The 12,154-nt window shown below is 62.0% G+C and carries 11 protein-coding genes; 7 read left to right on the top strand and 4 right to left on the bottom strand.

Features of this window, described 5'->3' with window-relative positions:
- Positions 1-393: 393 nt before the first annotated feature.
- The 3 genes from ACYG9R_RS06330 to ACYG9R_RS06340 all read right to left on the bottom strand — a co-directional run bounded on the left by ACYG9R_RS06330 (position 394) and on the right by ACYG9R_RS06340 (position 3,985).
- Positions 394-1,347, bottom strand: coding sequence for a DMT family transporter (locus ACYG9R_RS06330; RefSeq protein WP_023823668.1), 954 nt, complete (start codon positions 1,345-1,347; stop codon positions 394-396).
- Positions 1,348-1,508: 161 nt separating this feature from the next.
- Complete coding sequence (locus tag ACYG9R_RS06335; protein ID WP_031199285.1) at positions 1,509-2,408, bottom strand: DUF2167 domain-containing protein; 900 nt, start codon at positions 2,406-2,408, stop codon at positions 1,509-1,511.
- A gap of 149 nt (positions 2,409-2,557) precedes the next feature.
- On the bottom strand, positions 2,558-3,985 hold the full coding sequence (locus ACYG9R_RS06340; protein ID WP_023823669.1) for a helix-turn-helix domain-containing protein: 1,428 nt from the start codon (positions 3,983-3,985) through the stop codon (positions 2,558-2,560).
- A gap of 249 nt (positions 3,986-4,234) precedes the next feature.
- On the opposite strand from ACYG9R_RS06340, the gene aceA reads away from it, so the two are divergent.
- The 3 genes from aceA to ACYG9R_RS06355 all read left to right on the top strand — a co-directional run bounded on the left by aceA (position 4,235) and on the right by ACYG9R_RS06355 (position 6,557).
- Positions 4,235-5,524: an isocitrate lyase gene (aceA, locus tag ACYG9R_RS06345; protein WP_023689327.1), complete on the top strand. Its 1,290-nt coding sequence runs from the start codon at positions 4,235-4,237 to the stop codon at positions 5,522-5,524.
- 52 nt (positions 5,525-5,576) lie between these two features.
- The gene (locus ACYG9R_RS06350) at positions 5,577-5,819 is read left to right on the top strand and encodes an SMc00767 family acetate metabolism repressor (protein ID WP_023669318.1); all 243 of its coding nucleotides are present in this window, start codon (positions 5,577-5,579) and stop codon (positions 5,817-5,819) included.
- A 276-nt stretch (positions 5,820-6,095) separates the two neighbouring features.
- Complete coding sequence (locus ACYG9R_RS06355; RefSeq protein ID WP_023669317.1) at positions 6,096-6,557, top strand: response regulator; 462 nt, start codon at positions 6,096-6,098, stop codon at positions 6,555-6,557.
- Positions 6,558-6,587: 30 nt separating this feature from the next.
- On the opposite strand, the gene ACYG9R_RS06360 is transcribed toward ACYG9R_RS06355, so the two are convergent.
- Positions 6,588-7,289 (bottom strand): HAD family hydrolase, encoded by a 702-nt coding sequence (locus ACYG9R_RS06360; protein ID WP_031199286.1) that lies wholly within the window; start codon positions 7,287-7,289, stop codon positions 6,588-6,590.
- 88 nt (positions 7,290-7,377) lie between these two features.
- On the opposite strand from ACYG9R_RS06360, the gene ACYG9R_RS06365 reads away from it, so the two are divergent.
- The 4 genes from ACYG9R_RS06365 to ACYG9R_RS06380 all read left to right on the top strand — a co-directional run bounded on the left by ACYG9R_RS06365 (position 7,378) and on the right by ACYG9R_RS06380 (position 12,119).
- Positions 7,378-8,202, top strand: coding sequence for a class I SAM-dependent methyltransferase (locus ACYG9R_RS06365; RefSeq protein WP_023711778.1), 825 nt, complete (start codon positions 7,378-7,380; stop codon positions 8,200-8,202).
- Between the two features lie 29 nt (positions 8,203-8,231).
- Positions 8,232-9,173, top strand: a complete 942-nt coding sequence (locus ACYG9R_RS06370; protein WP_023832755.1) for an ATP-grasp fold amidoligase family protein — start codon at positions 8,232-8,234, stop codon at positions 9,171-9,173.
- A gap of 102 nt (positions 9,174-9,275) precedes the next feature.
- Positions 9,276-10,712, top strand: a complete 1,437-nt coding sequence (locus ACYG9R_RS06375) for a glutamine synthetase family protein (RefSeq protein WP_023669313.1) — start codon at positions 9,276-9,278, stop codon at positions 10,710-10,712.
- Positions 10,713-10,832: 120 nt separating this feature from the next.
- A complete protein-coding gene (locus ACYG9R_RS06380) occupies positions 10,833-12,119 on the top strand; it encodes an NAD(P)/FAD-dependent oxidoreductase (RefSeq protein ID WP_023823670.1) in 1,287 nt (428 codons plus the stop codon).
- Positions 12,120-12,154: the final 35 nt, after the last annotated feature.

The raw sequence follows: 12,154 nt of genomic DNA on the forward strand, positions 1-12,154 counted from the left end.
GTCGTCGCTGTTCGAGCGCGATTGGGCATTTGCTTCAGAGTATTGAGCTTTCCGGGCAGCCACAAGCGTGAACTGCCGGCGCCATCCGGGCGGTTCGACAAGCGGCAGATCATGGCTCTGTGTGCCCGCATGGCGGGCGCGCTGACGCCGTCAGAGGCTTTCGCCGTGGCGCGGGCAGGGATACGACGCTGTGGTCCGGTCTTGGTCCGACCGGCGGGGACACTTGGCAAGATAAGCCTGTCTTGTTGTTGCCGTGCCCCCAGCCTGCCCGTGCCGCAGCAAGGTTGTCAATGGCCCGCGCGGGGAAGCTCGGTCAATAGGACGTGCGGCTTCGCTAATTGGGGAAAGACGGGCGTAATTAGGGAAGACGGGCTCAACTAAGGGAAAGGCAGGTCAATTAGGCGATGGCAGGCCGGTGGTCCCCGGCCGTGCAGGCCTCGCCTGGCGCTTGAATTCAAGCGCGATATGGACGAGCAGCGCGGCGACCACCACCGCGCCGCCGATGATGGTGCGCACCGAGGGCACCTCGCCATGAACGAGCCAGACCCAGATCGGTCCGAGGATCGGCTCGAACGTGCCGAGGAGTGCTGCGATCGCCGCCGGAACCAGCCTCGCGCCGGTGGCGAAGAAGGCAAGGCCCAGGCCGAGATTAATGACGCCGAAGGCAAACAGGAAAGCCATGTCGTGGGCCGACGTGGCAAACTGCGTGGCTTGCGATGCGGCGAAAGCCGCTGCCAGCATCGTGCCGAGGCACGTCGCCGGCGTCATGCGCACATGGGCGAAGCGCCGGGTGATAACAGTAGCGATCGAGAACATGACGGCGATAAGCAGCGACAGCCCGTCGCCGAGGGGCGATACGGCGCCGTCGAGCGATTCCGACACCATGATGGCGACGCCGGCGATGACGGCGGCGATCGCCACCCAGGTCGCGATGGCGACGCGTTCGCGAAACAGCACCCAGGCAAGCAATGCCGCCAGCAGCGGCACACCGGCCTGCATCAACAGGATATTGGCAACGGTGGTGTAGGCGAGCGCGACAACGAAGCACGTCGACGCCGTGGCGAAACAGACGGCCACGGCAAGGCCGGGCAGGCCCATGTCGCGAAACAGCCGCAACATGCCGCGCCAGCCGTCGCGCCAGGCCATGAAGCAAATCAGGAACACAGCCGCCCACAGCGATCGCCAGAACACCACGGTCCAACTGTCAGCGGTGTCGATGAAGCGGGCGATGGTGCCGCCAAAGCTCCACATCAGCGCCGACAGGAACACCAGCAGCAAGCCGACCCGCTCTTCGCGAGGCGAGACGATCGGCGGTGCGGCGATTGGAGAAGATGCGGTATCGGTCATGGGGTGCGACTGTCGGCTATCTCGGGGCGGCATGATGCACAATGGACGACAGAAACGTGCCGTATTCGCCTAGCGCATAGGCTACCGCCGGACGTGATCCAGCCCGGCATTCCCTTTGGCGCACCGCCAACCGGCAGCCATACGGGCAAACACCGCCGTTTCTAGGACGTGCCCTTGTTGCCGCGGATAAAGCGCCAAAGACCGGCCAACGGTACCAGCAGCAGAATGCCGAACTTTTTCAGGGCGATGACCGCGACCGCAATCAGGCCGGCCTTTGCCGCGAGTTTTCCGGCGATGAGGCCGCCAATGCCAACCGCGGCGACCGTGTCGGTGCCGGGCAGAAAATCGGTGTATTTCTTGCCGGTGTTGAAGTCCGCCACGCCCAGCACTTCGTCCAGGCTCTGCTTGATCTCCGGCAATTGTTCAACCGTAGCGATGTAGCTCATCACGAAGACGCCTTCCCGGCCGAGGAAACGGACGTCGTAATTGAGCGTGTGGACGGTATCGTCTCCGAACTGCAGTTCCTTGGCCCAGTGCAGCCGCTTGTGGACGAAATCATAGACCGGCGGCGAGGCCCAGCCGATTAGCTTGATCGGGGGAAAGCCGTCCTTTACCCGCTGATCGTTGGCCGACAATGTGTCCGCCTGCATGCTGCTCAGCAGTTCGGTGTAGTCGATGGATGCGGCGTCGGCGTCATCGACATGGCCGATCTTTTCATAGCGCAATTCGATGCCCCAACCGTTGCCGGCGATGGGCTCGTACTTGGCCGGGAAGATCATGCCGATTGCTTCGGACGCGGTATCAGGCGGATTGCCCCAGGCCTCGGTCAGGACGGACGTCGCGTCCTTCTTGCCCAGAAAATAGAACTTGTCCTTGAGATCGAGATGGATGCCTTCGGGAAGGTCGACCGCGCCGGTCTTTGGATCGATTTTGTCCAGGAATGCCTTGCCGTCGTCACTATACTGTTGATAGTCCTTGAAGAATTCCGAGGATTTTTCTGCCAGAACAGGCCCCGCCAAAAGGGCAAGCGCCACGCCAAGCCACAAAGCTTTCCTGTTCATAAGCCGTCCCCCCTTGGCTGCCCTGCAGCTCACCTTCGATAGCGCAGCGCCGATGCTTAATCAATATTTGGTTCGGCGATGGTTCGGGCCGCGCTGTATTGATTAGCGCAAACAGCTGCAGTCTTCCGCGACCTCAAGCCCGAGAAGCATCACTGGAAATCGAAAGCGCTCAGGCCCGTCACCATCTCGTCGAGGCCCAGCGGACGGGTCACCGGCGGCTCGGCGCGGGCGAGGCAGCCGATGCGTTCGCACAGCCGGCAAGCGGGACCGACCGGCGTGGCGGCGCCCTGTCCGGCCTTTGCCGGCAGCCCGGCGCCATAGACGATCTCGTCGCGAAAGCCGATATCGCAGCCCAACAGCAGCGCGGTGCGGCGCGGACGCTCGGAGAACGAACCCTGCGGCCCTTCGAGCGTGCGTGCGATGCAGAGGAACTCGGCGCCGTCGGGCATTTCCACCGCCTCCACCAGGATTTGGCCAGGCGAAGCGAAAGCGGCATGGACCGGCAGTTTCGGGCAGCCGCCGCCAAAGCGGCTTTGCGGAAAGCCCTGGCCGCCGGCCTTGCGGAAGCGGTTGCCGGCATTGTCGACCTCGAGCATGAAGAACGGGACCCCGGACAAGCCAGGACGCTGCAGCATGGTCAGGCGGTTCGCCGCCTGTTCGAAGGAGACGCCGAAACGCGAGCGCAGCACATCGATATCGTAACGAGCCCGCACGGCGGCGGCATGAAAGGCCTGATAGGGCATCATCAAGGCATTGGCGGCGTAGCGGCCGAACTCGAAGCGGGCGAGCCGGCGGGCTTCGTCCGTACCGAGCTTCAGCGCCTGAATTTCGCCGGCGATCGCGACCGTCATGCGGATCAGGCAGGCCTCCATGGCGACTTCGCGCAACTGGTCGAACGGCGACAGCCGCTCCGATAGAAAAAGACGCTGCGAATGACGGTCATAACGGCGGCGCCAGTTCGGCATGGTGGCGACCGGCAGCACTTTAACGACAATGCCATACTCGCGCTTCAGCCACGCCTTCAGCGCGCCGAACAGATCGTCGCCGGGGTCGAGCACCGAGGTGAAGGCCTCGGCCTCTTCCTCCAGTGCTGCAAAATGGTTCGGCCGGCGCTCGAAAATCTCGTGCACTTCGTCGATCGGCAGCCGCGCACCGGACAGCGCCGTGGCGCGGCCCTCGCGCGCCAGAAGCTCGTTGAGATCGGACAGCCGCTCGGCCTGCTCGCGGTAAGCGCGAAACAGTTTTATCATCGCAGCCGATGCGTTGGGGGCTGCCTCGGCCAGTTCGATCAGTTCCTGGTCGCCCGGCAGCTCACCGGCAAGCAGCGGGTCGCCGAACACTTCCTTCAAGGCCGAGATCGACCCTCTCGCCTCACCCTGCAATTCATGCGGGTCGACCTTGTAGACAGAGGCCAGCTTCAGGATCAGTTGCACCGTCAGCGGCCGTTGGTTGCGCTCGATCAGGTTGAGATAGGACGGCGAGATGCCGAGCCCCTCGGCCATCGCCGTCTGGGTCAGGCCTTTGGCGATGCGGATGCGGCGGATGCGCGGCCCGGCGAATATCTTCTGGTCGGCCATCGGCTTTCCGTGACAGGAATTTACACGACTTGCGAGCGATGAACGGCGCACCATCTTTTTACAATTATGACAGACTTACAGCGGCAAGCAGTCAAACACAACACAGGTTTTCTCTTATTTTCTACCGGAAATTGCGGTTTTCCTCGCTCTCGTCGCGGCGCAATGTAAATGATGTCGCACACAGACGACGCACACCATCCCAGGGCGCGGCGTTTCAAGACACTGGCATCGATTGATCTGGAGTGACCAATGACTGATTTTTACAATCTTGTCCCATCCGCGCCCGAAGGCCGCTTCGACGGCATCGAACGAGCCTATTCGCCGGACGATGTGAAGCGGCTGCGCGGGTCGGTCCAGATACGCCAGAGTCTTGCCGAAATGGGCGCCAACCGGCTGTGGAAGCTCATCCACGAGGAAGACTTCGTCAATGCACTCGGCGCCATGTCGGGCAACCAGGCGATGCAGCAGGTGCGTGCCGGGCTGAAGGCAATCTATCTCTCGGGCTGGCAGGTCGCCGCCGACGCCAACACCGCGTCGGCCATGTATCCGGACCAGTCGCTCTATCCCGCCAATGCGGCGCCCGAACTGGTCAAGCGCATCAACCGCACGCTGCAGCGCGCCGATCAGATCGAGACCTCGGAAGGCAACGGCCTGTCGGTCGACACATGGTTCGCGCCGATCGTCGCCGATGCCGAGGCCGGCTTCGGCGGACCGCTCAACGCCTTCGAGATCATGAAGGCGTTCATCGAGGCGGGCGCTGCCGGCGTCCACTATGAGGACCAGCTGGCCTCTGAGAAGAAGTGCGGCCATCTCGGCGGCAAAGTGCTGATCCCGACCGCCGCGCATATCCGCAACCTCAACGCGGCGCGTCTGGCGGCCGACGTGATGGGCACGCCGACGCTAGTCGTGGCACGCACCGATGCGGAAGCGGCAAAGCTTCTGACCTCCGACATTGACGAGCGCGACCAGCCTTTCGTCGACTACGATGCCGGCCGCACGGTTGAAGGCTTCTACCAGGTCAGGAACGGCATCGAACCGTGCATCGCGCGCGCCGTTGCCTATGCGCCGCATGCCGACCTGATCTGGTGCGAAACATCCAAGCCCGATCTGGCGCAGGCCAAGAAATTCGCCGAAGGCGTGCGCAGGCATCATCCGGGCAAGCTGCTCGCCTATAATTGCTCGCCGTCGTTCAACTGGAAGAAGAACCTCGACGACGCGACGATCGCCAAGTTCCAGCGCGAGCTCGGCGCCATGGGCTACAAGTTCCAGTTCATCACATTGGCCGGGTTCCACCAGCTCAATTTCGGCATGTTCGAGCTGGCCCGCGGCTACAAGGCGCGGCAGATGGCGGCCTATTCCGAGTTGCAGGAAGCCGAGTTCGCGGCCGAAGTCCACGGCTACACCGCGACCAAGCACCAGCGCGAGGTCGGCACCGGCTATTTCGACGCCGTGTCGATGGCAATCAGCGGCGGCCAGTCGTCGACCACCGCCATGCATGAATCGACCGAGCACGTCCAGTTCAAGCCGGCAGCGGAATGAACCGATCGACATAACCAACAGAGGAAACGCCCGAAGGGCAAGGGAGAAGAAAATGGCATCGATAAGCCGCGTCAAGGAACGTGCAGAAGAGCAGTCCACCACGATGAGTGTCGACCAACAGGCGACAATCCGCATGCTGGCCAACGACCTGCACCGGCTCAATCAATCGGTGATGAAGGCAGTGGAGGCCGGCGTCTCGGTGGAACTGGTGCGCTCGGCCCGGCATCATGGCGGCGACGGCAATTGGGGCGACCTGCTGATCCCGGTGATCGTCACGCAGAAGAGTCACGGCTGATCTTCCCTAACGGAAGCTTTGTGCTTGTGGAACCTATGGACCCCGCCGCTCACTGGCCGATTTCAACGTCACCCGCGGGTTTTCAGCGCGGGTGACTTTTGCTTTTGAGCGTAAACTTAACTACAGTTCGAAAACAGACCTTGTCTCCGGGGTTTAATATTTCCGGCTATATTTCGCAGGCCCGTCATTTCAGCTTGACATGGCGGGCGATCTCACGCCAATTGGCTCTCGGATTTCAACCCTGCATTGAAGCAGCGCCGAGTGCCCGCCCCGCCCATGTGCCCTGTGAACCGCGAGACCGACACCGCCAAACATCTGAATTCGTCAAGCAGGGACGCGAACTCCGAGATATCAACGGATTTCTCCCACGTGCTGGTCGTTGGAAAATCGCCGATCAACCGGGTGGTGGTGTCGAAGATCGTCGAGAAGTCCGGACTGAAGCCGATCTCCGAGTCGCCCGAAATGGCGGCCAAGACATTGCGAACCCTCATTCCGGGCGCCGTCGTTCTCGATGGCGGCCCCGACAACGAGGACTGCCGCGCGCTGATGGCGGCCATCGACGCCTTGCGGCGGACATCTGGGCGGTCGCTCCCCAAGGTGATCCTGCTTTCAACCAAGACCGGCACGCCCGACAGCCTGGGCCTGTCGAGCGTGGTCGATGTGGTGGTAACCAAGCCGATCACCACCGAAAGGCTGCAGCCGGTGGTCGACCGGCTGATCAGTCTCGGGCGCGGCTGATCGCAATCCGCCCGAACGCGTGCGGGGCGGTCAGCCTTCCTTGCCGATGCTCTCGATCAAAGCCGGCAGTTCGCCAAGATCGACAATCTGGCGGAAGCGCGGTGCTGCCACCGGCGGTTCGACATGTTCGAGCACCCAGGTCAGTTCGTGCGGGACGTACACACCCCAGCTGCCGGCCTCGATGGCCGGCACCACGTCCGACTTGAGCGAATTGCCGACCATCATGCTGTCCTGCGGGCTGCCGTGGCGGCCAAAGATCCTGGCATAGGTGGCGGCGCTCTTGTCGCTGACGATCTCGACGGCATCGAACAGGTCGCCAAGGCCGGACGCCGCCAGCTTGCGCTCCTGGTCGAACAGATCGCCCTTGGTGATCAGCACCAGATGGTAGGTGCCGGCGAGCTTTTCGACTGTCTCGCGCGCATGCGGCAGCGCCTCGACAGGATGGCCGAGCATGTCGCGGCCGGCGGCAAGGATTTCGGCGATCGTCGAGGCCGGCACACGGCCCTCGGTCACTTCGATGGCCGTCTCGATCATCGACAAGGTAAAGCCCTTGATGCCGAAGCCGTAGACGGCAAGGTTGCGCTTCTCGGCCTCGAGCAGCCGTGCCGAGATGTGCTCGGCCTCGCCATGATCGGCGAGCAGGGCTGCAAAGTGCTTCTCGGTCAGGCGGAAGAACTGTTCGTTCTGCCACAGCGTGTCGTCGGCGTCGAAGCCGATGGTGGTCAGGGGCATGGTCGACTGTCCCGTTTCAAGTGAAGGCAGTGATGTAGACGTTGTCGCCGCGCACTGCTAGCTACGGCAAGGGGAATGGTGGGCAACAATGCCGGAATTGGGCGCCTGGAAGCGTGAACTGGAGCAAATTCTGAGCTCCTTGCCAGGTCGCGCTCCGACCGAACTCATAAATGCCATCCGAGATCTTGGCATCGCCATGGGACACGATACCGGCGAGGCGTTGCTTGAAACCTACCCGGAGATCCTTTCGCACCGACCGGCGCTGACCGCCGCATTCGGCAAGATGGTGCAGGCGCAAGATGCCGCCGAGATCAGGCAGATGCTGGATCAGGACCTGAGCGGTCCGGCATCGTTCAGACAGATCGCAGCGGGGAAAACAAGCATCGGCGTGCTGTCATCAAAGGATGCCTATAACCGCCTCGACGAAGTCTTCGATCATGTCGATTTCAATAATTGCCGCCGCGCTGTCATGGTCGGCTGCGGCGGGCGACCGTTCACCATGTTCCGTATTCACGACCAGACAACTGTCCCTGAGATCATCGGCCTCGACATCGTTCCCGAAGCCGTCGAAACGGCAAACAGGCTCGCCGCCAAGCTCAGCTATGCGCGCATGCGGGCCGAGCTGTGCGACGGATGCGATTATGATTACAGCGACGCTCAGGTTGTCTATGTCGCGAGCATGGTTTCGCCTAAGGCAGCTGTCGTGTCTCGTATCGCCGATACCGCGGCCGAGACTGTGCAGATCGTTTTGTGGGAGCCTGTTTCGCTAGGCAGGCTTTGGGCTGAAAATGCGGAACGCACACTTGACCCTCGGCTAGAGGTCATCGGCCGCACGAGCATCTCGCGAAACATGACCAGAGACGTGTTCGTCGCCCGACGAGACGGTTCATCTTCGACCCGGCAGCTGGGCTGATCGTGTCGGCTCTTGGAAAGAGCGATCGAGTGATCCTCGCCCTGGCGCGGGCATGGTGCCTGGTGCGCCATCCCATGATTTGCAAACGCACATTCGACCATAGCGGCATGCTGCCGGATCCGGCGAGACCGGCTTCCTATGCAGACAAGTTCCTGTGGCGAAAGCTTTTCGATCACAATCCGTTTTTCACGACAGCTTGCGACAAGCTCGCCTCGAAAACCTACGCTTTGTCCACCTGCCCCGAACTAAAGACTGCCGAGGTCCTATGGTCCGGGGAAGACGCAACAAAGATTCCGGCGGAGGTTCTTGCCGGCAATGTCATGGTGAAGGCCAATCATGGCTGCCGCTGGAACATGATGGTGCGCAACGGTGAGGTGGACAGAGCCAGGCTGCGCCGGCGTACAGCTCGCTGGATGCGCCGTCGCTACGGCAGGAAATTCGGCGAATGGGGCTACAAGTACGCCAGCAGGCGCATCCTTGTGGAAGAGATGCTCCTTCAGGACAGTCAGCCTGTCGCTTTGGAGTACAAATTCCACGTGTCCAACGGGACGACGGCCTATGTCTATGCCGCACGTCGGGATGAGCACGGCAACGAACAGAAATGTCATTTCGACCGGGACGGAACCTATGCGCCGCCACCGCCAGGCAGCGGCCCCCAGTGGGTCCGGATCGACCTGCCGGCATCCTTCCCGCGCATGCTTGCCATCGCCGAGCGGCTGACCGTGCCGTTCGATCACATGCGTTGCGATTTCTACGAAATCGACGGCGCGATCTTCTTTTCCGAATTCTCGGTCTATCCGCTATCCGGCAAAGGCATCATCAACACAAGGCTCAGGGATCTGTGCGCAGACAGCTGGGACCTCAGCCAATCCTGGTTCCTGACCGCGCCGCAAAGCGGATGGCGCAGGCTCTATGCCGGTGCCTTGCGCAGATGGCTGGATGCAAATGCGCTGCCCGGCAAGGCCGTCTGACAGAGGCCGTCCAGCCTCGTTGCCGCACCTATCGGGCCGGCTCCCCTTCCCTTCCATCACCGGCAACAGCTATACTGTGATAATTGCAACCCAAACTGGTGAATGATGCCGCCTGCGAAAAAGGAAGTCCGTCCGTCGACCCGCGGAGGACGCGTCCGAACGCCTGCCTTCGTGAAAAATCAACGCGGCGTGAAGAACTGGAAGGAAGTCAGCGCTTGGCTGGAATGGCGCGGCATCGAAGACATAGAATGCATCACGCCTGATCAGGCTGGCGTCGCGCGCGGCAAGATGATGCCGTCGAAGAAATTCACTTCCAACACCTCGCTGGCGCTGCCATCGGCAGTGTTCATGACGACGATTTCGGGCGGCTATCCCGAGGATGGCAACGGTTTCCACTATCCGGAGGATGATGGCGACCTGAAGCTTATGCCGGATCTGTCGACGTTGACCGTCGTGCCGTGGGAAGAAGACCCGACGGCCGCCGTCATCTGCGACCTCGTCCATCAGGATGGCCGTTCGGTCGAGTTCACGCCGCGCAACGTCCTGAAGCGCGTGGTAGCAGCCTATGACAAGCGCGGGCTGAAGCCGGTGGTGGCGCCCGAGATCGAATTCTATCTGGTGCGCAAGAACCCCGACCCGGATTATCCGTTGACCCCACCCGTCGGGCGTTCCGGACGGGCAATCGGCGGCGGCGCCGGCTATTCGATCGCCGGCGTCAACGAGTTCGACGAACTGATCGACGACATCTACCATTTCTCCGAAAGCCAGGGCCTGGAGATCGACACGCTGATCCACGAGGAAGGCGCCGGCCAGCTCGAGATCAATCTGCGTCACGGCGATCCGGTCGAGCTCGCCGACCAGGTGTTCATGTTCAAACGCACCATCCGCGAGGCAGCGCTCAAGCATGAGATCTATGCCACCTTCATGGCCAAGCCGATCCAGGGCCAGCCAGGTTCTGCCATGCACATCCACCAGTCGATCATCGACAAGAAGACCGGGCTGAATATCTTTTCGGCGAAGGACGGCTCGGAAACCGACGACTTCTTCCATTTCATCGGCGGCATGCAGAAGCATGTGCCGAACGCGCTGGTGATGTTTGCCCCTTACGTCAATTCCTACCGCCGGCTGACGCAGTCGGCCTCGGCGCCGGTCAACAACAAATGGGGCTATGACAACCGCACCACGGCGTTCCGCGTGCCGCGCTCGGATCCGGCGGCGCGGCGTGTCGAAAACCGCATCCCGTCTTCCGACGCCAACCCCTATCTGGCGCTGGCGGCCTCACTTGCCTGCGGGCTGATCGGCATCACCAACAAGATCAAGGCCGAGCCTCCGGTGCTGACCACCGCAAACGCCGATGAGATCGACCTGCCGCGCGGCCTGCTCGAAGCCGTCGACCTGTTTGAGGGCGACGAGGAGCTGTGCGCCCTTTTGGGCAAGTCCTTTGCCGCAACCTATGCAGCGATCAAGCGGGCGGAGTTCGAGACCTTCATGGAAGTGATCAGCCCGTGGGAGCGGGAGTATCTGTTGCTCAACGTGTGAGCGGCGACTTCGTCGTGTGAATGGTGAATAGTGAATGGTGAGTAGTTTCATATTGGATGGATGAGCGCAGACGTCGTGCGTCTCGCAGCCATTCACCATTCACCATTGGCTGGTGTCCCCATGCCTTACCAATCACCTATCTCCCCCGGTCGCTCCTGGTACGAAGACACAGCCGGACCAAGCCCTGAGTACCCTGCCCTGGACGGCGACCGCAGCTGCGACGTCGTCGTCGTCGGCGGTGGCTTCACCGGGCTGTCGGCGGCCGCTCATTTGGCCAAGGCGGGAGCCGACGTCGTTCTGATCGAGGCGCATCGCTTCGGCGACGGCGCTTCAGGGCGCAATGGCGGCCAACTCGGCACGGGCCAGCGCGCCTGGGCCGAAGAGATGGAGGCCGAATACGGCTTCTCCCGCGCCAAGGCGCTGTTCGACCTTGCCGAGGAGGCGAAAGCGCACCTGCTCGAATTCGCCGCCGTCAACCAGATCGACATCGACTATATGCCCGGCCAGTTGTCCGTGGCGCACAAGCCGCGTTATCTCGACGACTACAAGGCGCATGCCGAGATCATGGCGGGCCGCTTCAATTATCCGCACATCGCCTTCATGGATGCCAGGGAAACGGCCGAACGGCTGGGCTCCACACGCTACTTCGGCGGCACCCGCGACACCGGCACCGGACACATCCACCCGATGAAACTGGTGATCGGCACGGCAAAGGTCGCGGCAGCGGCCGGCGCGCACCTGTTCGAGCAGACACTATCGACCGGTGTTACCTCCAGCGGCGGCAAGGTCAGGGTGACGACTTCGAGAGGAACCATCACCGCCCAGAAATGCCTGATCGGTGTAAATGCCTATGGCGGCACGCTCGAGCCGGTGAGTGCCGCGCACATCATGCCCATCGGTTCCTTCATCGGCGCGACGGTGCCGCTGGGCGTCGATTCGAAAGTGCTGCCGGGCGGCGAGGCGGTCGACGATTCGCGTTTCGTCGTGCGTTATTTCCGCAAATCCAGGGATGGAAGGCTGCTGTTCGGCGGGCGCGAGGTCTATGGCGTCAACGATCCGAAGGACATCCATGTCCATATCCGCCGGCAGATAGCCGAGCTTTATCCGGAACTGAGCGATGTCGAGATCACCCATGGCTGGGGCGGCTATGTCGGCATCACCATGCCCAGGAAACCGTTCGTGCGCGAGGTGATGCCCAATGTGATCTCGGCCGGAGGCTATTCCGGCCACGGCGTGATGCTGTCGAACTTCTTCGGCAAGCTCTATGCCCAGACCGTCGCCGGCAACCGCGACAGACTGAAGCTGATCGAGGACCTGAACATCCCGGCTTTTCCCGGCGGCCGGCGATTTAGAACGCCATTATTGTTCTTGGCACTGAACTGGTTTGCCCTGAGGGACCGAATATAGGGAAAGTATCTCATATCAGCCGTGGCTGGTACTGA

Source organism: Mesorhizobium sp. RSR565B, from assembly GCF_054719465.1.